The following is a 21,985-nucleotide window of genomic DNA, read 5'->3' as shown; positions in this document are numbered from 1 at the left end:
GGTCAGCCCATCGGTCTGAGGGTCCCATGGGTTACCCAAGGGACAGCTGGTGACTGCGTGCACATCGGCCTTGTGGCAGCATCGGCATGAGAACTCCAACCCGACTTGTACAGAAGGCTTTTCACCATGCCCATTTCCAACACCCTTTCGTTTGGCCTGCAGGGCCGCGTGGTCATCGTCACCGGTGCCGCCAACGGCATTGGCGAGGCCTGTGCCAGGCGTTTCGCCGCCGAGCAAGCCCATGTGGTGCTGGCCGACGTGAACAGCGAACGTGGCAGCACCGTGGCCGCCGAATTGCGCGCCCAAGGCCAAAGCGCTGACTTCATGGTCTGCGATGTGTCGCTGAAAGCCGATGTCGACGCCCTGGTGGCCCATGCGCTGCACACCTTTGGTCGCATTGATGTGCTGGTCAACAATGCGGGCATTTTCAAGGCGGCCGACTTTCTGGACGTGACCGAGGAAGACTTTGATGCCGTGATCAAGGTCAACATCAAAGGCTCGTTTTTGATGGGCCAGGCCGCAGCCCGCGCCATGAAAAGCTCCGGGGGCGGATCAATCGTGAACATGAGTTCGGTCAACGCGGTGCTGGCCATTCCCAACATTGCCAGCTACAACGTGAGCAAGGGGGGCATCAACCAGCTGACGCGGGCCATGGCTTTGGCATTGGCCGACTTCGGCATCCGCGTGAACGCGGTCGCACCCGGCACCATTGCGACCGAACTGGCCCGCCAGGCGGTACTGACCAGCGAAGCCGCCGAAAAGAAAATCATGATGCGCACGCCCATGAAGCGCCTGGGCGAGCCCGACGAGGTGGCCAAGGTGGTCGCTTTTCTGGCCAGTGATGCGGCCAGCTACATCACGGGCGAGATCGTCACCGTCGATGGCGGGCGCATGGCGCTCAATTACACCGTTCCGGTGTGAGTCCACGCCACGCATCGCCCTTAAAAATGATTGACACGAAACATTGAACTGAAACGGAACCCGAACATGAGACTTCTTCACACCATGCTGCGCGTTGGCAACCTGCAACGCTCGATCGATTTTTATACTCAGGTCTTGGGCATGAAACTGCTGCGCACCTCTGAAAACCCCGAGTACAAATACTCGCTGGCCTTTGTCGGCTATGGCAACAACCCCGACCATGCCGAGCTGGAGCTGACCTTCAACTGGGGCACGGAAAGCTACGACATGGGCACGGCCTACGGCCACATCGCGCTGGGCGTGCCCGACGCGTATGCGGCGTGCGAAAAGATCAAGGCTTCAGGCGGCAAAGTCACGCGCGAGGCAGGCCCTGTCAAAGGCGGCAGCACCGTGATCGCCTTTGTGACCGATCCCGATGGTTATAAGGTCGAGTTGATTCAGCGGCCCGAGTACGCTGCAGGTCAGGGCTTGCGCTGAATTTGGCAGGCCTCGCGTGCCAGCGCCTCGATGCGCGCCCAGTCGCCCTGGGCCAGCGCATCGGCGGGCACCAGCCACGAGCCGCCCACACAGGCCACATTGGACAGGCTGAAAAAATCAGCCGCATTGCCTGGCGTGACACCCCCGGTGGGGCAAAACTTCACGTCAAAGAACGGGCCGCTCCAGGCCTTGAGCATCGCCGGGCCACCGGCCTGCATGGCCGGGAAAAACTTGAGTTCGGTGTAGCCGTCTTCTTGCGCCATCATGATTTCGCTGCCGGTAGCCACACCGGGCAACAGCGACAAGCCATGGTCGCGGCAAGCTTGGCCCACAGCTTTCGTATAACCGGGGCTGACTGCAAACTGCGCACCGGCTTTGGCGGCGGCAGCAGCATCTGCCGGGCTGCGCACCGTGCCTGCACCCACCACGGCACCGGGCACTTCTTTGGCGATCGCTTCCATACAGGCCAGCGCCTGCGGGGTGCGCAAAGTCACCTCGAGCATGCGGATACCACCGGCGAGCAAGGCCCGCGCCATGGGCACCGCATGCGCCACATCGTTGAGCACGATCACGGGGATCACGGGGGCGTCCTGCATCACTTGCAGAGCGGTCAATGGACGCTTGAAATTCACAGCCATGTGCAGGCTCCTTCTTCGGCTTTGAGCGCGTTACGGCGCATATTGGCAAACAGTTCACGGCCCATGCCCACGCCATTGGCAGCGCGCAGCTCGGCAGGCATTTGGGCCAGTGGGCGCGCCGCCCATTCGGCCTCACTCACCAGCACTTGCAGGGTGCCCGCCACACCGTCGAGGCGGATCAGATCACCGTCTTGCACTTTGGCCAACGGGCCGCCGGCTGCGGCTTCAGGCGAGACATGGATGGCCGCAGGCACCTTGCCCGAGGCCCCACTCATGCGGCCATCGGTCACCAGCGCCACCTTGAAGCCTTTGCCTTGCAGCACGGCCAGCGGCGGCGTGAGTTTGTGCAGCTCGGGCATGCCATTGGCTTGCGGTCCTTGCCAGCGCACCACACACACCACATCGCATTCCAGTTCAAGCGCCTTGAAGGCAACGTGCAACTCCTCCTGAGAATTGAACACGCGCGCGGGCGCTTCAATGATGTGCAGGGGTTCGGGCACAGCCGAGACCTTGATCACGCTGCGGCCCAAATTGCCTTGCAGCAGCTTCAGGCCACCGGTGGCGCTGAACGGGCTGGCTGCGGGGCGCACCACGGTGTCATCTCGACTTACACCCACGTCTTGCCAAACCAGTTGGCCGTCTTGCGAGGAAGGAATGCGGGTGAATTCGCGCAGGCCCCCAGCACGCACCGTCAACACATCGGGGTGCATCAACCCCGCGTCGAGCAGTTCGCGAATCACATACCCCGGGCCACCCGCAGCCTGGAACTGGTTCACATCGGCGCTGCCGTTGGGGTAGACGCGACTCAGCAAGGGCACCACATCGGACAAGGCTGAAAAATCGTCCCAGTCGATCACGATGCCTGCAGCGCGGGCCACCGCCACCCAGTGGATCAAATGGTTGGTCGAGCCGCCCGTGGCCAGCAAAGCCACCATGGCGTTGACGATGCAGCGCTCGTCCACCAGGTGCCCGATGGGGGTGAAATTCTTGGCCTTCACCAGCGCCAGCACGGTGCGGGCAGCTTCCCGGGTGAGTTCTTGGCGCAGGCCTTCGGCAGGGTTGATGAAGGCGGTGCCCGGCACATGCAGACCCATGGCTTCGAGCAGCATCTGGTTGCTGTTGGCCGTGCCATAAAAAGTGCAGGTGCCTTCGCCGTGGTAGGCGGCCGACTCGGCTTCGAGCAATTCAGGGCGGCCAACCAAGCCCAAAGCGGCTTGTTCGCGTACCTTGGATTTTTCGTTGTTGGACAAGCCACTGGTCATGGGGCCTGCAGGCACAAACACCGTGGGCAAATGGCCGAACTGCAAGGCACCAATCAACAGGCCCGGCACGATCTTGTCGCACACGCCCAGCATCAGGGCGGCGTCAAACACGTCGTGGCTGAGCGACACGGCCGTGGCCATGGCGATCACGTCGCGGCTGAACAGGCTCAGCTCCATGCCGGGGGTGCCTTGGGTCACGCCATCGCACATGGCCGGCACGCCACCCGCCACTTGGGCGGTGGCGCCCAGCTTGCGAGCTTCGTCTTTGATCAGGTCGGGGTAATGCTGCAAAGGGGCATGGGCCGACAGCAAGTCGTTGTAGGCATTGACGATGCCGATGTTGGGCGCACGCGGTGCCACCACTTTGATTTTGTCAAGCGCGGTGGCGCGGCCCTTGTCGGCATCGGGCATGGCGGCAAAGGCATGGGCCACGTTGGCGCAACCCAGGCGCTGCGCACCGGGGTCTTTGCTGGCAGCGGCGTCCACCTGCTGCAAATAGACTTGGCGGGTCGGGCGGCTGCGCTCGGTGATGCGGGCCGTGACGGCGGCCACCGTGGGGTGAAGTGTCATGGGCATGGGTCTGACCAATCAGCAAAAGGAGGTGTGGCAGTCGGTTGTTTCATGTCGAAAAGCTCAACTTGCAGTTGATGCACGCAAGTTGGTAACTAAGTTACATGATGAATGGTAACCGGGTTCACTCTTTTGGCGCGTTCTGCGGGTTACATACCGGGTACGACTTTCAGGCGCATGTGCAGAACGTCACTGTTGTTGCTCTTATGCGTCACTGAAAATGCTATTTTCAGCAGCAATGTATTTGGTCTGTTTGAGGCTGGAAGCCGCCGTTGTCTGCGGCACACCACAGTGACTGCTTCCGCCCTCTCCTGCCATTGGCCACTGGCTTGAATCGGGAATTGAGAAGTGGGAATTGACTCACGCTGGAGCTCTTAAAGCGTGTGCTGTGGCGGAACCGAGACCTTTGTAAAACGCCCAATTGACTACTGCGGAGCCGCCATATACAATTGCTATATACTTTTCGTGGAGGTCATCATGTCCATCGGCACTGTTTTCGTCAATAACCGTACCCAGGCCGTTCGTCTCCCTTTGGACGTGCGTCTACCCGAGGGTGTCCAAAAAGTAGAGATACGCGTCAAAGGTAACGAGCGCATCCTCGCCCCCCTAGGCCAAACCTGGGACAGCTTCTTTCTGGGTGGCCCCACAGTTAGCGACGACTTCCTGCCCGAGCGCGCCACCCAGCACCAGCCGGAGCGGGAGGCGCTCTGATGCTGCGTTACCTGCTGGACACCAACATCGTCATCTACGTGTTGAAGCGGCGACCTGTCGAGGTGCTTTCCACTTTCAACACCAACGCCAGCCGCATGGCAATTTCCTCGGTTACCCTCGCCGAACTCTTGCACGGTGCGGAGAAAAGCAGCCGGGTGAGCGAGAACCTAGCCGCTATCGAAGACTTTTGCAGTCGCCTAGAAGTTCTGCCCTATGGCCCCAAGGCCGCGCAACATTACGGAGTCATTCGCGCCGCCTTGGAAAAACTCGGCCAGCCTATAGGTGTGAACGACACGCACATTGCAGCCCACGCCCGCAGCGAAGGCCTGGTGCTGGTGACGAACAACATGGGGGAGTTTGCACGGGTGCCTGCGCTGGAAGCAGAGAACTGGGTCCACACAGCGCAGTAATTTACGAGTTGTCGTGCATCAGCCGCACAAAAGTGCGTCGACTGCCACGCCAAGTTTGCCGCGATAGCTGCGGCGGGCCAGCAGCTAACCTTTGACGTGATTGCCACGCCGAGAGCTCTCAGGCAGAGAGCTGCCGTTGTCTGAAGCACACCACAGTGACTGCTTTGGCTGCAAACCAGTCCATTTGACTGTCGCCTTGGTCGCTCAGAAAGACCAAATCGAGCTCCTTAGAAAAATTGAAACTTCAGGGACGCAAAACTGGAAAAGTAGCAACTTCAATGACGCATTGATAGTAAGTACTGTGACGCAAATTTCAGATCGTCTATAAAAATCAATAACTTAGAAACCTAGGGTTAGCAACTTCAAGGACGCTCCGCAGCATGCCACTGTTCAACGGATCGCCCTGCAAAACCTGCCCGTTTGCGGATGAATGCTCGCATGAAGGCTTGGGCGTTTTTATTTTCTCCGAAAATGGTTTCAAAATGGTCAAAAGGGCCCTGATTGCACATGACAGATACAACTGCCAACGCGCCAACCAGCTTGGCCCATGCCAACGGATCGCCTGCTTTTCAGGGCCCTTTGCTTGAGCATTTTCGAAAGCAGTGTGCCGCCGGTCAGGACTTGTGGGTATTTGGCTACGCCTCCTTGCTGTGGCGGCCCGAATTCGAGGCGCAAGAGCAGCACATCAGCCGTGTCTGGGGCTGGCACCGCGCCCTCAAAATGTGGAGCCGCCTGAACCGGGGCAGCCCAGAATGCCCCGGCCTGGTGTTTGCCTTGCTGCCCGGTGGCAGCTGCCAGGGCATGGTTTACCGAGTTGCCAAAGACCAGGCCGATAAAGTGTTGACGCGGCTTTGGGCCAGGGAAATGCCCATGGACGTCTACACCCCCTGCTGGCTGCCCTGCGCCACGCCCCAGGGCCGGGTCAAGGCGCTGGCCTTCACCCTGCCGCGCAGCAGCCCCAGTTTCACTGGTCACTTGCCTGCAGAAACCTACCGTCAGATTTTTCAGCAGGCGTGCGGACGCTTTGGCACCACGCGGGACTACGCCCTGCAAACCTACGAGAGCTTGCTCGCCCATGGCATCGAAGACCGGGCTTTGGCCGCTTTACTCCGCCATGCCGACTGAAGTGCGCCCTGTCCATCCTGCGTCTTAAGCCCCTGCCCTGCTCAAGCTCACCAGCACCACCCGGGCCGGCATCAACAGGGCATGCCTATACTTGCTGTATGAACATCGCCGACCTGCGCAAGAGCTACGAAAAAGCCGAGCTCAACGAAAACGCCTCCAACGCCGACCCCCTCAAGCAATTTGAGCAATGGCTGCAAGAAGCCATTGCGGCTGAAGTGCCCGAGCCGAACGCCATGACACTGGCCACCGTGGCCAGCAACCTGCGGCCCAGCACGCGCGTGGTACTGATCAAAGGCTGCGACGAGCGCGGCATTGTCTGGTACACCAATTACGACAGCCGCAAGGGCCAGGAGCTGGCGGGCAACCCTTTTGCCGCGCTGCAATTTCACTGGGTGGAGCTGGAGCGCGTGGTGCGCATCGAAGGCCGGGTCGAGAAAGTCAGTGACGAAGAAAGCGATGCCTATTTTCACAGCCGCCCACTGGACTCACGCATTGGGGCCTGGGCCTCACCGCAAAGCCAGGTGATCGAGGGCCGCACCGTGCTGGTGACCAACGCCGCCAAATACGCCGCGCAATTCATGCTCAGGCCGCCACGCCCACCGCACTGGGGCGGTTACCGTCTGGTGCCCGATGAATGGCAGTTCTGGCAAGGTCGCAAAAGCCGACTGCACGACCGATTGCGCTACTCGCAAGGCGATGGCCAATGGTTGCGTGAGCGACTGGCCCCCTGACCTGCCGCCGTTCCCGGGGCTGGCAAACAACCGGGCAGCCAGGCTGGGTGCTTCAGCTGGACAACACTGCGGTACTGCCCCGAACCACCAGTTCGAATGGCAGCAAGGACTGCGCTGCAATGACCTCACCCGAAATGGCGGACAACATGTATTGCGCAGCAATTCGGCCCAGATCCTGCGTGGGCAGGCTGACGGTGGTGAGCCCTGGATTGATGGCTTCAGCGATCTCGAGGTTGTCAATGCCGCAAATCGAAAGTTGTTCTGGAACCTTCAGATGCATGCGCTGGGCTTCGAGCAATGCGCCCACGGCCAAGAGGTCGTTGCCGCAAAAAATGGCCGTGGGCGGCTGCCGGGCGCTCATCAGCTTGCGCAGCCCCAGACGTCCCCCCTCCAGATTGAAAGCCTGCTCTGTGATCAGGCTCGGTTGAAGTGTCAGCTTGTGCTGCGTCAGTGCTTGGCGCACGCCCTCAATCCGGCTGCGAGCGCGGTCGTTGTGCGCGCTGAACCCTGAGATGACGGCGATGTCCCGGTGCCCCAGCCCCAGCAAATGTTCAGTGGCCATGCGGGCCGCCCCCGCGTTGTCAAAGCCCAAGGACGGCAAGCGCGGGTCGCAGGACCAAGTCAGCAGGGTGGGTTTACGCCAAACGCTCAGCGCCTCCCACAGCCGGGGGGCATGGTCGGTGCCGACCAGCACCAGAGCATCCACGCCACGCTGTTGCAAAGCACGCACCAATTCCAATTCAGTGCCCGGATCGTATTCATGGCTGGCCACCAACAGCTGGTAGCCCGCCTGCGCCAGCGTGGTCTGCATGGCCTGGGTGCTGCGGGCAAAAATGGCATGGTCCAGGGTGGGAATGACGCAGCCGACGGTGTGGGTGCGGCCTGATGCCAGCGCGCGAGCCGCCGCGACAGGTTGATAGTCCAGTTGCCTGACCGCCGCCATCACCTGCTCTTGCGTGTGGCTGCGAACCACACCGGGCTTGCTGAGCACACGCGATACAGTCGCGGTGGACACCCCCGCCAGCCGGGCAACGTCCTGAATCGTGGCGCTTTGTTTCATGGGGACTTAGCATGCCATAAGTCGCCGATCGATGGCACTTAAATGTAAGCCCTTTCAAATTTCATTTCGGTGTTTTCCCTGATTTCGCGGGCTATTCGGGTTTTCATGATTGACAACATCAGGCAACAAAACAAAAATCCATGCAAGCGCTTACATTTTGAAAGCACTCCAAAAATCCCTGTGAAAGGAAGCATGGTGGCCCTGGCCCAAGGAATAAGTTACCGCCGCTCAGCGCTGGGCGTCGCCACCCTTTTGCTGGTCATGGGCTTGTGGTACCTCAGCACCACTCTCACCGGCTGGATCAACCCGTCTCGCTTTCCGCGCCCAGTCGAAGTGCTCAGTGCTTTCACCTTCATCCAGACCGAGGGCTACGGCAACGGCAAGTTGCACCAGCACATTCTGCACAGCCTGAAACTGGTCGCGATGGGTTTTGCCGTGGCGGTCTCTATCGGCGTGCCACTGGGTTTGCTGATGGGCTACTCACGCCGGGCCGAAGCGCTGATCAACCCGGCTTTTTTGCTGCTGCGCCCCATCCCCCCGTTGGCCTGGATTCCTTTGGCCATTGTCTGGCTGGGCCTGGACGATGGCTCCAAAATTTTGGTCATCTTCGTGGCCGCCTTTGTGCCCTCGGTCATCAACAGTTACACCGGTGTTCGGAACATCGAGACACCGGTGATGGAAGCGGCCAGCATGTTGGGCATTCGGGGCTGGCGCATGGTCTCCGAGGTGTTGGTCCCAGGTGCCTTGCCCATGATTTTCACCGGGCTGCGGCTGTCTTTGCAGGCCAGTTGGACCACCCTGGTGGCGGCTGAACTCATTGGCGCACTTTACGGCTTAGGCAGCATCTTGAATCAAGCCGCACAGGACATTTTTCCCGCCATGATTTTGGTGGCCATGGTCTTTGTGGGCCTGTGCGGTGCGTCCACCACCTGGCTGTTGGGGGTGCTGGAAGAGCGCGCCATGCTCTGGCGCAAAGGACGGGTGGCCACATGAACAAAGACCTGAGCCGAGCCCAGTTTTGGGGCCTCACGGTCACCGGCACGGTGGCGTTTTTTGCCTTTTGGTACTTGGCCCGGGCGCTGCATTTTTCACCGCCCCAATTTTTGCCCATGCCGCACGAGGTCTTGCTCAAACTGTTTGAACTCATGAACACGCCGTTTGCCGGCGCCACCTTGCCAGAACACATGTACGCCAGCTTGAAGCGCTTTGGCATGGGTTTTGGATTGGCGGCCTTGGTGGGTATTCCGTTGGGTTTGTCGATGGGCTGGTTTCGCTGGCTGGACGATGTCGTGACGCCGCTCTTTGATGCGGTGCGCTTCATCGCACCCGTAGCCTGGGTGCCCTTTGCCGCGCTGTGGTTTGGCACGGGCATCGGTGGGCCCACTTTGATCATTTTTGCCGGTGCTTTTCCGCCCTGCCTGATCAACGCTTACCGAGGCGCACGCAACGTCGAGGTGCGCTACTTGGAGGCGGCCAGCATGCTGGGCGTGGGCAGTTTCAAAACCATCACCGAGGTGCTGTTCCCAGCGGCTGTGCCATCCATCATTGCCGGTTTGCGCATTGGCGCGGGGCTGGGCTGGTTGTCTTTGGTGGGGGCCGAGCTGATCGTGGCCAGCAGCGGCATGGGCAATCTGATTGTGCGCGCGCAAAGCGCCTTGGCCACCGACACGGTGATGGTGGGCATGATCGCCATCGGCGCCGTGGGCGTGGTGATCGACATCCTGATTCGGCGTGTGGAAAAGCAATTGCTCAAACACCGCAACGCTTGAACCGTCATTTTTCAAACCCAAACCCACCCATGGCCACTATCCAGTTCAACGATGTCAGCCGCGTTTTTCAGCGCGATGGCAAGGACTTTCTCATCCTCGACAAGATCCAACTCCTGGTGCAAGACCAAGAGTTCGTGGCCATCGTGGGGCCATCAGGTTGCGGCAAAACCACCTGCATGCGCATGGCGGCAGGGCTTGAATTCCCCAGCAGCGGCACCGTAAAAGTCAACGACGTGGTGGTCACCGAGCCTGGCCCCGACCGCGCCGTGGTGTTTCAACAATTTGCCCTGTTTCCCTGGAAAACGGTGCAAGACAACATCGACTTTGGCCTGCGCAGCAAAGGCATTGCCAAAGACGAGCGCGAACACCTGATTGCCCACTACATCGCCTTGATGAACCTCAAGGGCTACGAGAGCGCTTACCCCCACCAACTCTCAGGGGGCATGCAGCAACGCGTGGCCATTGCGCGCGCCTATGCGCTCAACCCTCAAGTACTGCTGATGGACGAGCCCTTTGGCGCGCTCGATGCGCAGACCCGTGTGGTCATGCAAGAAGAGTTGGTCAAGCTGGCGCGCAAAAACCCGCGCACCGTGCTGTTCATCACCCACGCAGTGGAAGAGGCGGTGTACCTGGCCGATCGCGTCGTGGTCATGACCAGTCGCCCCGGAAAAATCAAAGAGATTTTGGATGTGAAGTCTGTGCGCGAAGCCGAGCAGTGGGACCAACACAGCAAGATCGAAGACGTGATGGACTTGGAAAGCTTCGTCCATTTGCGCACCCGAATCTGGAAGTCTTTGCGTGAAGAGCACGCGGGCACGGATCATTAAAGCAACCACCAACCGAAGGAGACAACGACATGAAAAAACTCGCCGCCGCAGCCCTGGGTATCAGCCTCGTGATGAGCCTGTCTGGCACCGCACAAGCGCAAGCACTGACGCCTATCAAGATCAGCTACCAGCCCTCTCTTTATTGGGCTTTACCGTTCCACATCGCCACCGAAAAAGGCTGGTGGAAAGACGTGGGCTTGGCGCCCGAGTTCTCCACCTTCCCAGCGGGCGTGCCACAGATCGCGGCCTCAGCCGCAGGTTCTTGGGATGTGGGCGGCACGGGCTCGGTGCCTGCCGTGTTGGGGCATGTGCGTTTTGGCATCAAGACGATTGGCATCACCAATGACGAGTCGGCCGCCAACGGGCTGGTGGGCAGCAGCAAAGCCGCTGCTGATTTCGCCAAAGACCCTGCCGGTGCTTTGCGCGGCAAGACCATCACCTTGACGCAAAACTCGACGGCCGACTTCGCGGTGCAGGCCTGCCTGAAAAAGTACGGCCTCAAAAAATCCGATGTTGTCATGAAGAACATGGGCCAAGCCGAGATCATTTCGGCGCTGTCGTCCAACAACTCTGACCTGGCTGGCATGTGGGCGCCCAACACCTACACGGTGGAAGAAAAAGCGGGTGCAAAAATGCTGTGCAACGGAAAGGACAGCGGCGCTATTGTTCCGGGTGCCTTGATCGCACGCGGTGATTACGCCAAGCAGAATCCGCAAAACGTGGCCAAATTCCTCGCTGTCTATCTGCGCGCCTGGAGCTGGATGGGCGTGAATCGCCCCGAAGCCATTCGCATGATGAAAGACTTTTACGCCAAGGGTGGCGTCAGCATCAGCGATGCCGCGATGAACAAAGAGTTTGAAACCCGGCCTACCTTCACACTGGCCCAGCAACTCAAAACCATGGAACGCACAGGTGGCAACGCCAACTCCATGATGGATGGCTGGTTCACTGAACTGTCGGGCTTCATGCGCGAAACCGGTGCCGTGCAACAAGTGCCAGCGGTGGCCGACTTCGTGACCGATGAGTACATGAAGCTGGTGCAGGCCGACCCCAAACTGCGTGAGTTGGCCAACTCGACCCGGTAATTTTCCAAGCCAGAACCCGGAACATAAATCCTGGTTCTGGCGCACCCATTTTTCTGTCGACTTGTGCACGATTTGACGTGCATGGGGACTTCATTTGCCTCGATTCTTACAACACACTTCAGCCTGGAGATCAACGTGGCCATCACGTATTTAAAAAAAGCAGACAAGACACCCGAGACCGAAACAGCCAAGGCTCAAGAGGTTGTCAACACCATGCTGGCCGAGATCCAGAAAAACGGTGAAGCTGCAGTGCGCAAGTACGCCGCCGACCTGGACCAATGGACGGGCGAGATGGTCGTCACTCAGGCGCAGATCGACGCCAATGCACGCGAAGTGCCTGCACAGGTCAAGGCGGACATTGACTTCGCCATCAAGCAGGTCTTTGATTTTGCGCAAGCCCAGCGACGCTCTCTGTCGGAATTCCAGGTCGAACTGCACCCAGGTGTCACCGCCGGTCAGCGGGTGCTGCCCGTGAATGTGGCCGGCTGCTATGCCCCGGCCGGACGTTACGCACACATTGCGAGTGCCTACATGGGTGTGGCCACCGCCAAGGCGGCAGGTGTCAAGACCATCATCGCTTGCTCGGGGCCTTTTCGAGGGGGGCCGATGCACCCTTATCTGCTCTACGCCTTCAACAAAGCCGGGGCCGACATCATCATGACCCTGGGTGGGGTGCAAGCCATTGCCACCATGGCCTATGGTCTGTTCACAGGCAAACCAGCCGACGTGATCGTGGGCCCGGGCAACAAATTTGTAGCCGAGGCGAAACGCACCTTGTTTGGCAAAGTGGGCATTGACGTGTTTGCAGGCCCCTCAGAGATCGGCATCATCGCCGACGAAACGGCCGACCCGGCCATCGTCGCCAGCGACTTGGTGGGTCAAGCAGAACACGGCCACGAGTCACCCGCTTGGCTGTTCACCACCAGCCGCAGCTTGGCCGAAGAAGTCATGCGGCAAGTGCCCCCATTGATTGATTTGCTGCCCCCCACCGCACGCGATGCCGCCGGTGCCGCTTGGCGCGATTACGGCGAAGTCATGCTGTGTGACAGCCGTGACGAGGTGGTGGAAATCTCCGACCGCTATGCCAGTGAACACCTGGAAGTGCACGCCGCCGACCTCGATTGGTGGCTCAAAACACTGACCTGCTATGGCTCCTTGTTTTTGGGCGAAGAGACCACCGTGGCCTACGGTGACAAAGCCAGCGGCCCCAACCACGTGCTGCCCACCAAAGGCGCGGCGCGTTATTCAGGCGGCTTGTCGGTGCACAAGTTCCTGAAAACCTTCACTTGGCAAAAAATGACGCGTGAAGCCGCACGCGACATCGGCCTGGCCACCGCCCGCATCTCCAGGCTGGAAGGCATGGAAGCCCATGCCCGCACGGCCGATGACCGCTTGGCCAAATACTTTCCAGGCCAGTCGTTTGAACTGGGTGAACCCGTGAAAGTATGAGCATGAAGCACCCGTTCGATCAACACAGCGTTCAAAAACCTGGGGCCATCGCATGAACCGGTTGCCTGCTTCTTTTGATCTGACCGGTCGCACCGCACTGGTCACCGGGGGCAGCTCCGGGCTGGGCGAAGCCATGGCGGAGGCACTGGGCATGGCCGGGGCACAACTTGTCTTGATGGCCCGCAGACAAGACCTGTTGACGCAATCTGCTGAAAAAATGTCCGCCATGGGCATCTCGGTGCGCACCCTGGTTTGCGACCTCGCCTCTCCAGAGGCCGCTCAGGAAGGCGCACGCCAAACGCTGGCCCTCGGTCCGGTCGATATTTTGGTGAATGCAGCCGGCGTGAACCTGCGTGAACCTTTCGGAGATATCTCGGTAGCGAGCTGGATGACCCAAATCAACCTGCACTTGAGCGCCCCGTTTTTCCTGACCCAGGCGCTGGCACCAGCCATGAAGCAGCGCGGCTGGGGTCGCATCATCAACATCGGTAGCCTGCAAAGCCACCGGGCATTTGCCAACAGCGCACCCTATGGCGCAGGCAAAGGCGGCATCGTTCAGCTGACCCGGGCCATGGCACTCGAATGGGGCCCACACGGCATCACCTGCAACGCCATCGGGCCTGGATTTTTTCCGACGGCTTTGACAGCACCTGTCTTTGACAACCCGGAGTTGGTCGCACGGCATGCTGCACAAACCTGTTTAGGTCGAAATGGCGAGCTCTCAGACATCCATGGCCTGGCTGTTTTCTTGGCCAGCGATGCGTCCAGCTACATCACGGGCCAAACCATCATGATTGACGGCGGTTATACCGCCAAGTAGCACCCTCAAGCACATGGAAGAATCATGTCGTCACCAGGCGCGTCAATGCCTGCTCTGGAACACATCAAATGACCCGCTTTGACCAATCCCAATTGAAACCAGCCGACATTCATCCGGCCCTGCTCGGATCCTTGCGTCCCCCCAGCGGTGTGACACCGCTGAATTTCAGCCCTGGGCCTACATCCCTTGCGGCTGAAGTACAAGCTGGCATCAAGGCCTTGTTCGACGCGGAACGCATGTGCTCGATGTACCTCTCGCATCGATCGCCTGAGTTTTTAGACATCCTTGCCAGCGTGGTGCAACGCTGCCGCACGGCGATGAGCATTCCTGATCAGTATGAAATTCTTTTCATGCATGGTGGTGGGCACGGGCAGTTTGCGGCGGTTCCACTCAACCTTTGTCCCAAGGGCGATGAAAAAGCGACGTACCTGGTGAATGGCACCTGGTCCAAACGCGCCTTGTCCGACGCCTCAAAATACTGCCGCCCCATCGTTGTTTCCTCCGAGAACAAAGATGGCACGTTTACCCATAACCCATCCTTTGAGAATTTGGATCCCGAATCCAAGTACGTGTATCTATGCTCGAATGAAACGGTGAACGGGATTGAGTTGCATCAGCTGCCCAAGCTGGGCATCAAAGCACCCCTGGTCGTTGACGCATCGTCAGACTTTTCCACCAAGCCCATTGACTGGGTGGGCTGCAATGTGGGCGTTCTGTATGCCTGCGCATCCAAAAACATCGGTCACCCCGGCCTCACTCTGTGTGTCATTCGACGGGACTTGCTGGGCACGCCCAGTCAACTTTGCCCAGGCGTCCTGTGCTACACCACCAATGCCCGTGAGGGCAATTTGTGGAATACCATCGCCACCTTCAACGTTGAGGTGGTCAACATTTATATGCAGTGGATGATCGCGGAGGGTGGCGTGCAAGAAATGGAACGCCGAGCTATTGCAAAGTCGGCCATGTTGTACAACTTGATCGACAAGTCAGAGGGCTTTTATTCCACCCCCATCGCTGATCCCTCCATCCGCAGCCGCATGAACATCCCCTTTGATGTCGACGGTGGCGACGAGGAATCTACTCGAAACTTCTTGATCCAAGGCTGGGAGCAGGGAATCGTCGGCTTAAGAACACTGACCCCATTTGGGGTTGGGAAGTACTTGAGGGCCAGTTTGTACAACGGCGTCAGCATGGATCAAGTGGAGGTATTGGGCGCCTTCATGGCAGATTTCATGAAGACCTGTCGCACCCAACATTCGGCAGCGTGATGTCAAACACCCTTCAGCTGCCAGCACCAAACCATTCACACCACGCCTTAACTCGGAACACATCCCATGAAAGCACTCGTCTACACCAACCCACTCGAAGTCCAAATCCAGGAACGTCCTGAACCCGACTTGGTCCCGGGCGAAGTCGTTTTGCGCATTGACGCTGTGGGCATTTGCGGCTCCGACATGCATGCTTACCATGGGCACGATCCCCGCCGTAAACCCGGACTGGTTCTGGGGCATGAGTTCTGCGGCACGGTGGTCAAGAGCGCAGCTCCCGGCTTCGAGACAGGGCTGCGCGTGACGGGCAACCCACTGATCACCTGCGGTGTGTGTGACTACTGCGTGCAAGGGCGCAACAACCTGTGCAGCCGCCGCACCATGGTGGGTATGACCCGCCCCGGCGCATTTGCCGAGTTCATGTCCATCCCAGCCGCCTCTCTGATCGAGATGCCGCAAGACATGCCCGCCATCCAAGCCGCCCTGACCGAACCCGCTGCCACAGCGCTGCATGCCATCAACATGAGCCTCAAGGCCATGGCTCGACCTTTGCCAGAAAATCGCACGCTGATCATTGGCGGGGGTGCCATTGGCATGTTGGCCGCCTTGTTGCTCAAAAGCTATGGGGCGCGTGGCACGGTCTTGGCCGAAGTCAATCCGTTGCGACGCGAATCGGCCGAAAAACACGCCGGGGTGGTCACTTATGACCCCCGAACTGAGCAGCCCGAAGAAAATGGTTTTGACTATGTGATCGACGCCGTGGGCAGCAAGCTGACCCGCGTGGCCGCACTCAGCGCTGTCAAGCCTGGCGGTGTGGTGATGCACATCGGTCTGCAAGACTGGGCCAGCGAGATCGACATGCGCAAACTCACCCTGGCCGAAATCACCTTGATGGGCACCTACACCTACACCACGGCAGACCTGCGGGCCACGGTGAAGTTGCTGCATGAAGGCGCCTTTGGCGACTTGTCGTGGGTGCAAAGCATGCCGATGAGCGACGGCGCGAAGGCTTTTGCAGACCTGGACAGCGGCCAAATCGCCTCCAGCAAGCTGGTGCTGCTGCCCTGACAGAGCTGCCACCGGCATGCCTCATCGGGTAAACACCGACGTTAGAATTCATATAGATGATTTACATTAATTTCCAAGAACCAATGCCCAGCCTGTGCATTTTTTCAGGCACAGCGTGTTCCAGTCAGTCCACCCACTCCAGGAGAATCTTGTGATCCATTGCGTACTGCATGAAGAAAAAGACAGCGTTGCTGTTGTCGTCGTCGAAGGCATCGAAGCCGGTCAGAACATGACCGCGCTCATCCTGGACGACAACCGCACCATCACGATCAAGGCCAACGCGGCCATTCCCATCGGCCACAAAGTGGCCGTGAAGGCGATGGCCCTGGGTGACACGGTCATGAAATACGGCACAGACATTGGCAAAGTGGTCGCGCCCATTGCCATTGGCGACCACGCCCATGTGCACAACATCAAGACCAAGCGCTGGTGATCCGCTCGCCACTTGACCCCTCCTCTTTTTCAAGGCTTATCCCATGACCCTCATTGACAAAAACACCACTTTCTGGGGCTACCGCCGTGAAAACGGCCGTGTCGGCGTTCGCAACCACGTCATCATCTTGCCGCTGGACGACTTGTCCAACGCTGCCGCCGAAGCCGTGGCCCACGCGGTCAAAGGCACCATGGCCATTCCCCACCCCTATGGTCGTCTGCAATTTGGTGCTGACCTCGAGCTGCACTTTCGCACCTTGATCGGTGCAGGCTCCAACCCCAACGTGGCGGCTGTGGTGGTGATTGGCATTGAGGACAGCTGGACCAAGAAAGTGGTCGACGGCATTGCGGCCACCGGCAAGCCCGTGGTTGGCTTTGGCATCGAAGGCCACGGCGACCACGACACCATCATGCGCGCCTCCAAAGCGGCCAAGACCATGGTGCAGCACGCCACCAGTCTGCACCGCGTCGAGTGCCCTATCTCTGACCTCTGGATCTCGACCAAGTGCGGTGAGTCCGACACCACCTCAGGCTGCGGTGCCAACCCGACCGTCGGCAATGCCTTCGACAAACTCTATGGCCTGGGCACCACGCTGGTGTTTGGCGAAACCTCCGAGTTGACCGGTGGCGAGCATCTGGTGGCCGCGCGTTGCCGCACCGAGCAGGTGCGCACCGACTTCATGAAAATGTTCAACGACTACCAGGACATGATCAAGCGCCACGCCACCACCGACTTGTCTGACTCGCAACCCACCAAGGGCAACATCGCCGGTGGTTTGACCACGATCGAAGAAAAAGCGCTGGGCAACATCCAGAAAATCGGCAAGGAATGCATCGTCGATGGCGTGCTCGACAAGGCAGAGACACCCACAGCCCCCGGGCTTTGGTTCATGGACTCGTCCTCTGCCGCAGCCGAGATGGTCACGCTGTGCGCGGCCTCGGGTTTTGCGGTGCACTTTTTTCCCACAGGCCAAGGCAACGTGATCGGCAATGCGATCGTGCCCGTCATCAAGATCTGCGCCAACCCACGCACCGTGCGCCTGATGAGCGAGCACATCGATGTGGACTGCTCCGGCCTGCTGCAACAAGAGCAAACCATGGACGAGGCCGGTGACTTGTTGCTCGACATGATGATGCAAACCATCAACGGGCGCTTCACCTCGGCGGAAGCGCTGGGCCATCGCGAATTTGTGATGACCCGCTTGTTCGAAAGCGCTTGACCCCCCAAGGGCTGTGGAAACCTCCTCAGCCCTTTTTTTACACTCAGGAGACAGACATGCGCACCAGACGATCGGCACTTCACGCGTTGGCATCGGCTGCGGCCATGTCCGCCTTTCCCACCTCGGTTTTAGCGCAAGCAGCGAGCGACTTTCCGTCCAAACCGGTGCGCTACATCGTGCCGTTTGCGCCCGGTGGTCAAACCGATGTCATGGCCCGCTTGATCGGGCAACAAACCGGCATCGAATTCAAACAACCCATCACGGTGGACAACCGTGCTGGGGCCAGCGGCAATCTGGGCGCCGATCTGGCGGCCAAGTCGCCGCCCGACGGCTACACCTGGCTGGCCATCACTTTGGCACATGCGGTCAATCAGTCGCTGTTCAGCAACCTGCCTTACAGCCTGGAGAAAAACCTCACGGCTGTCGCGCACTTGGCCAGCAGCCCGTTGGTGTTGGTGGTCAACGAAAACAACCCAGCTAAAAACCTGGCCGAGTTTTTGGCCCAAGCCCGCGCCAAGCGCCTGAGCGGTGGCTCCAGCGGCAACGGCACGCCGCCCCATTTGGGGCTGGAACTGCTGGCCCTGAATGCCAAGTTGGAGGTCACCCACATCCCCTACAAAGGCGGTGCCCCCTCATTGAACGACCTGCTGGGTGGGCAAATTGACTTCATTGTCTCCAACCTGCCCGAAGCCTCAGTGCACGTGAAGGCTGGCAAACTGCGGGCTTTGGCCATCACCTCGGCCGCACGCCACCCTTTGTTGCCCGATGTCCCCACCTTCAACGAATCCGGTTTGCCCGGTGTCGAGTTGGAAAACTGGACGGGTTTGATGGTGCCAGCGGGCACACCCGTCGCCATCGTGGACAAAGTCGCGGCCTCAGCGATCCGCGCGCTCAAGTTGAAAGATGTCTCTGAACGCGTGGCGGCATTGGGCTTTGCCCCCACCGGTCTGGGCCCTGCCGCATTTGCCGACATTCTGAAAAAAGACGTGGCCCGTTGGCGTGAGATCGTCAAAACACGCAACATCCAACCTGGCTGACCAAGCCCCCACCCCACCCCTTTCAAGGCTTGGCTAAATGCTGCACCCGTTTCAAGAAATCCTGTCTCTGGTGCAAGCAGCGCTGGTCCACAACGGGGCCTCCCCGCTGCAGGCCCACGCCACAGCGCTGGCGCTTGTGACAGCACAAGCCAGCGGTTTGCCCTCACACGGGCTCTCACGCGTGTCCATGTACGTCTCGCACCTGCGCGCAGGTCGGGTGCTCGGGAATGCCGAGCCGAGCATCCTGCACGAACGCTCGGCAGCGGTGTTGATCGATGCGGGCAATGGTTTTGCATTCCCGGCTTGCCAACTGGCCATCGAGCAGGCCATCGGTCGGGCTCGGCAGCAAGGCATCGCCATCGCAGCGGTCACCAACAGCCACCATTTCGGCATGGCGGCCTACCATCTGGACCCTGTGGCTGAAGCGGGCATGGTCGGTATTGCCTGTGGCAACTCCCCGGCAGCCATGCCTGCAGCGGGCGGCAAGCGCGCCATTTTCGGCACCAATCCGATCGCAGCCATTTTTCCTCGAACAGGCCAGCCGCCGGTCAGTGTCGACTTGTCTTTGTCCGAGGTGGCCCGGGGCAAGTTGATGGTGGCTGCAGACAAGGGCGAATCGATCCCGCTGGGCTGGGCCCTCGACTCGGATGGAAATCCGACCACCGATCCGGCCAAGGGCCTGGAAGGCTCGATGCTGGCGATGGGCGGCACCAAAGGTGCGATGCTGGCACTGGTGGTTGAACTGTTGGTCACCACCCTGACCGGGGCCCATTTTGGCGCCGAGGCCGACACTTTTTTCAAAGCAGAAGGCAACCAGCCGCGGCTTGGCCAGGTCTTCATCGTGATCGACCCTGAGGCACTGGGCGGACAGGCGGTGTACAGCGAACGGATCGAGGCCCTGGTCTTGGCCATGCTGGCCGACGAGGGCGTGCGCCTGCCCGGCCAGCGCCGCATTCAGCTGCTGGCGACGGCCCAGCAAGCGGGCGTGGATGTGCCCCAGTCGACATGGGACGCCATCCGCGCGCTGTGCTGATGGGTCAGCCAAGAAAAGCCATGGGCAGCAGAGGTGCCCAGTTCAAAGCGCATGTACCGGGTGTCTTGATCTGCGCCCTGATTGCCTTGTCTGCGACCTTTTTGTCCGAACACTACGGCGGGCCCCAGCTTCTGTACGCCCTGCTCATCGGCCTGTCGCTGCATTTTTTGGCGCAACAAGGCAGCAACAGTGTGGGCATTCAGTTTTGCGCCCGCACCGTGCTGAGGTTTGGCGTGGCCTTGCTGGGCATTCGCATCACCCTGGACCAAGTGGCGCATTTGGGAGCCAGTGTGGGTTTGGTTTTGGTTTTGGCCGTGGGCCTCACCCTAGCATCGGGACTTTTGATGGCCCGGGCCTTTCGCCGACCCGCTGCGCACGGTCTGCTGTCGGGTGGGGCTGTGGGCATTTGCGGTGCCTCTGCGGCCATGGCCATCTCTGCCGTGCTGCCCCCTACACGCGAGAACGAGCGGTTCACCTTGATGGCGGTGGTCGGGGTCACGGTGCTGTCGACTTTGGCCATGGTGCTTTACCCCTTGTTTTTGAATGAGCTGCCCCTGTCAGCCCTGCAATCAGGCATTTTCTTGGGCGGCACCATCCACGATGTGGCCCAAGTGGTGGCCGCCGGAATGATGATGGGGCCTGAAGCGGGCGACGCGGCCACCGTGGTCAAGTTGTTCCGCGTGGTGTTGTTGCTGCCGGTGGTGATGTTGATCGCACTGGGCTACCGCCATTGGGGCAAGCAGCAAGAAGCCAGTGGTGTCACGCCTCCCAAACCGCCCTTGGTGCCCGGCTTTTTGGTCGGCTTTTTGGCGATGGTGCTGCTGGCCAGCTCTGGCTGGGTGCCCACCGAGGTGTCGAGCATGGCCAACAGCATCTCGCGTTGGTGCTTGGTCGTTGCAATTGGCGCAGCGGGTGTCAAAACCAGTTTGGGGGAACTGGCCCAACTGGGCTGGCAACCTGTCTTGATGCTGGTGACCGAGACGCTGGTGATCGCTGTTTTTGTGCTTTGCGCCCTGTTTTTCTTGCCGCTTGGGGCCTTCTAACGCAGCCTTGAGGCCGATGATGCGCCACTGTTCGGCCCCAAATATTTGTATTAAATTGCCCTTGAACAGCATTCATTTTCTTTTGGAAAGTCATTGCCCATGCTTTACCGCCAAGTCAAACGGCAGTTGATCAACGACATTCAGACCGGCGTAGCTGCACCGGGTGCAGCACTGCCCAATGAAAAAGATTTGGCCCAGCGCTTTCAGGTCTCGGTGGGCACCGTGCGGCGCGCCGTGGACGAGTTGGTGGCCGAACACGTGTTGCTGCGCCAACAAGGACGGGGCACTTTTGTCGGCAAGCTCGATCGCGAGCGCTTCATGTTTCAGTTTTTCAAAATCGCAGCACGCGACGGACACAGTGAATTTCCCGAGGTCAGGTTGCACAAATTTTCCAAATCCAGGGCCAGCCAAACCGAGGCCCAGGCCCTGGGGCTGCATGGCAGCCAGTGGGTGTTCCGAATTGAGAACATCTTGCACCTGCAAGGCCAGCCCGTGATCCACGACCGGATTGCCATCGCGGCGGCCATGTTTCCAGGCTTGAACCAAGCGTCCTTCACGGCCCGGACCACCACGATTTACGGCCACTACCAGGCCGCGTTTGGCATCACCATTGTGGAGGCCGATGAACGGGTGCGCGCGGAGCTGGTCACGCCCGAGAGTGCCCAGTTGCTCAACCTGGACGAGGCCACGCCGGTGCTGTGCATCGACCGGGTGGCGCACACCTTTGACCGCCAGCCCGCCGAGTTTCGGACCTCGATTGTGGACACCCGGCATTTTGACTACGTCTCGCGCATGCGAGAGATGACATGAACACGCTGGCCGCACAAGCCCGAGATTTTGCGCAGACCTTGGCGCTGGAAGCCGCGCACATGGTCCGCCAAGCCACTGGCCAGCAACATGCCGTCGAGTTCAAGTCGGCCGGTGACTGGTGCAGCGCGCTGGACCGCCGCATCGAAGACCACCTTCGGGCCCGCATCGCCGCAACTTTTCCAGCACACGGGTTTCTGGGAGAAGAAAGCGCCCAGGCAC

24 protein-coding genes are annotated in these 21,985 nt (G+C 59.8%); 21 read left to right on the top strand and 3 right to left on the bottom strand.

What is annotated here, in order from left to right; all coding sequences use genetic code 11:
• Positions 1-126 precede the first annotated feature (126 nt).
• Positions 127-921: an SDR family NAD(P)-dependent oxidoreductase gene (locus ACIQ3A_RS01970; protein ID WP_396430078.1), complete on the top strand. Its 795-nt coding sequence runs from the start codon at positions 127-129 to the stop codon at positions 919-921.
• 66 nt (positions 922-987) lie between these two features.
• Positions 988-1,398, top strand: a complete 411-nt coding sequence (gene gloA / locus ACIQ3A_RS01965; protein WP_396430077.1) for a lactoylglutathione lyase — start codon at positions 988-990, stop codon at positions 1,396-1,398.
• Here gloA and eda read toward each other — a convergent pair.
• Together eda and edd are read right to left on the bottom strand one after the other, a co-directional pair.
• Entirely contained in the window at positions 1,383-2,036 is a 654-nt protein-coding gene (gene eda, locus ACIQ3A_RS01960) for a bifunctional 4-hydroxy-2-oxoglutarate aldolase/2-dehydro-3-deoxy-phosphogluconate aldolase (RefSeq protein WP_396430076.1), read from the bottom strand. The genes gloA and eda overlap by 16 nt on opposite strands.
• On the bottom strand, positions 2,027-3,868 hold the full coding sequence (gene edd, locus ACIQ3A_RS01955) for a phosphogluconate dehydratase (RefSeq protein ID WP_396430130.1): 1,842 nt from the start codon (positions 3,866-3,868) through the stop codon (positions 2,027-2,029). Before edd ends, eda begins: the two co-directional genes overlap by 10 nt.
• Positions 3,869-4,345: 477 nt before the next feature.
• On the opposite strand from edd, the gene vapB reads away from it, so the two are divergent.
• The 4 genes from vapB (at position 4,346) to pdxH (ending at position 6,845) form a co-directional block, all read left to right on the top strand.
• Positions 4,346-4,579, top strand: coding sequence for a type II toxin-antitoxin system VapB family antitoxin (gene vapB / locus ACIQ3A_RS01950; protein WP_396430075.1), 234 nt, complete (start codon positions 4,346-4,348; stop codon positions 4,577-4,579).
• Positions 4,579-4,989, top strand: a complete 411-nt coding sequence (gene vapC, locus ACIQ3A_RS01945) for a tRNA(fMet)-specific endonuclease VapC (protein WP_396430074.1) — start codon at positions 4,579-4,581, stop codon at positions 4,987-4,989. The genes vapB and vapC overlap by 1 nt, the downstream gene beginning before the upstream one ends.
• Positions 4,990-5,496: 507 nt before the next feature.
• A complete protein-coding gene (locus tag ACIQ3A_RS01940) occupies positions 5,497-6,114 on the top strand; it encodes a gamma-glutamylcyclotransferase (protein WP_396430073.1) in 618 nt (205 codons plus the stop codon).
• Between the two features lie 98 nt (positions 6,115-6,212).
• Positions 6,213-6,845: a pyridoxamine 5'-phosphate oxidase gene (gene pdxH / locus ACIQ3A_RS01935; protein ID WP_396430072.1), complete on the top strand. Its 633-nt coding sequence runs from the start codon at positions 6,213-6,215 to the stop codon at positions 6,843-6,845.
• A gap of 52 nt (positions 6,846-6,897) precedes the next feature.
• Here the strand turns inward: pdxH and ACIQ3A_RS01930 are convergent, their stop codons facing one another.
• Positions 6,898-7,905 (bottom strand): LacI family DNA-binding transcriptional regulator, encoded by a 1,008-nt coding sequence (locus ACIQ3A_RS01930; RefSeq protein WP_396430071.1) that lies wholly within the window; start codon positions 7,903-7,905, stop codon positions 6,898-6,900.
• Positions 7,906-8,097: 192 nt separating this feature from the next.
• Between ACIQ3A_RS01930 and ACIQ3A_RS01925 the strand changes: the two genes are divergently transcribed.
• The 15 genes from ACIQ3A_RS01925 to ACIQ3A_RS01855 form a co-directional block, all read left to right on the top strand.
• The gene (locus tag ACIQ3A_RS01925; protein ID WP_396430070.1) at positions 8,098-8,898 is read left to right on the top strand and encodes an ABC transporter permease; all 801 of its coding nucleotides are present in this window, start codon (positions 8,098-8,100) and stop codon (positions 8,896-8,898) included.
• Positions 8,895-9,674, top strand: coding sequence for an ABC transporter permease (locus ACIQ3A_RS01920; protein ID WP_396430069.1), 780 nt, complete (start codon positions 8,895-8,897; stop codon positions 9,672-9,674). Before ACIQ3A_RS01925 ends, ACIQ3A_RS01920 begins: the two co-directional genes overlap by 4 nt.
• A 29-nt stretch (positions 9,675-9,703) precedes the next feature.
• The gene (locus ACIQ3A_RS01915) at positions 9,704-10,501 is read left to right on the top strand and encodes an ABC transporter ATP-binding protein (RefSeq protein WP_396430068.1); all 798 of its coding nucleotides are present in this window, start codon (positions 9,704-9,706) and stop codon (positions 10,499-10,501) included.
• Between the two features lie 29 nt (positions 10,502-10,530).
• The gene (locus ACIQ3A_RS01910; protein WP_396430067.1) at positions 10,531-11,586 is read left to right on the top strand and encodes an ABC transporter substrate-binding protein; all 1,056 of its coding nucleotides are present in this window, start codon (positions 10,531-10,533) and stop codon (positions 11,584-11,586) included.
• Positions 11,587-11,721: 135 nt separating this feature from the next.
• A complete protein-coding gene (gene hisD, locus ACIQ3A_RS01905; RefSeq protein WP_396430129.1) occupies positions 11,722-13,035 on the top strand; it encodes a histidinol dehydrogenase in 1,314 nt (437 codons plus the stop codon).
• A gap of 52 nt (positions 13,036-13,087) precedes the next feature.
• Positions 13,088-13,855: an SDR family NAD(P)-dependent oxidoreductase gene (locus ACIQ3A_RS01900; RefSeq protein WP_396430066.1), complete on the top strand. Its 768-nt coding sequence runs from the start codon at positions 13,088-13,090 to the stop codon at positions 13,853-13,855.
• 68 nt (positions 13,856-13,923) lie between these two features.
• On the top strand, positions 13,924-15,123 hold the full coding sequence (serC, locus tag ACIQ3A_RS01895; RefSeq protein ID WP_396430065.1) for a 3-phosphoserine/phosphohydroxythreonine transaminase: 1,200 nt from the start codon (positions 13,924-13,926) through the stop codon (positions 15,121-15,123).
• Positions 15,124-15,189: 66 nt separating this feature from the next.
• A complete protein-coding gene (locus tag ACIQ3A_RS01890) occupies positions 15,190-16,191 on the top strand; it encodes a galactitol-1-phosphate 5-dehydrogenase (protein ID WP_396430064.1) in 1,002 nt (333 codons plus the stop codon).
• 151 nt (positions 16,192-16,342) lie between these two features.
• Positions 16,343-16,624, top strand: coding sequence for a UxaA family hydrolase (locus tag ACIQ3A_RS01885; RefSeq protein WP_396430063.1), 282 nt, complete (start codon positions 16,343-16,345; stop codon positions 16,622-16,624).
• Positions 16,625-16,667: 43 nt separating this feature from the next.
• On the top strand, positions 16,668-17,843 hold the full coding sequence (locus tag ACIQ3A_RS01880) for a UxaA family hydrolase (RefSeq protein WP_396430062.1): 1,176 nt from the start codon (positions 16,668-16,670) through the stop codon (positions 17,841-17,843).
• A 56-nt stretch (positions 17,844-17,899) separates the two neighbouring features.
• Positions 17,900-18,880 (top strand): Bug family tripartite tricarboxylate transporter substrate binding protein, encoded by a 981-nt coding sequence (locus ACIQ3A_RS01875; protein WP_396430061.1) that lies wholly within the window; start codon positions 17,900-17,902, stop codon positions 18,878-18,880.
• 37 nt (positions 18,881-18,917) lie between these two features.
• Positions 18,918-19,913 (top strand): Ldh family oxidoreductase, encoded by a 996-nt coding sequence (locus ACIQ3A_RS01870; protein WP_396430060.1) that lies wholly within the window; start codon positions 18,918-18,920, stop codon positions 19,911-19,913.
• A 20-nt stretch (positions 19,914-19,933) separates the two neighbouring features.
• Complete coding sequence (locus ACIQ3A_RS01865) at positions 19,934-20,956, top strand: YeiH family protein (protein WP_396430059.1); 1,023 nt, start codon at positions 19,934-19,936, stop codon at positions 20,954-20,956.
• Positions 20,957-21,055: 99 nt separating this feature from the next.
• Positions 21,056-21,766, top strand: coding sequence for a GntR family transcriptional regulator (locus ACIQ3A_RS01860; RefSeq protein ID WP_396430058.1), 711 nt, complete (start codon positions 21,056-21,058; stop codon positions 21,764-21,766).
• Positions 21,763-21,985, top strand: a 223-nt coding sequence (locus tag ACIQ3A_RS01855) for an inositol monophosphatase family protein (RefSeq protein WP_396430057.1), incomplete at its 3' end; no start/stop codon positions are given. The genes ACIQ3A_RS01860 and ACIQ3A_RS01855, both read left to right, overlap by 4 nt.

It is taken from the genome of Limnohabitans sp., assembly GCF_044361985.1.
Classification (GTDB): domain Bacteria; phylum Pseudomonadota; class Gammaproteobacteria; order Burkholderiales; family Burkholderiaceae_C; genus Limnohabitans_A.
The sequence above is the reverse complement of the archived record's forward strand: the minus strand, read 5'-3'. Positions and strand labels throughout refer to the sequence as shown.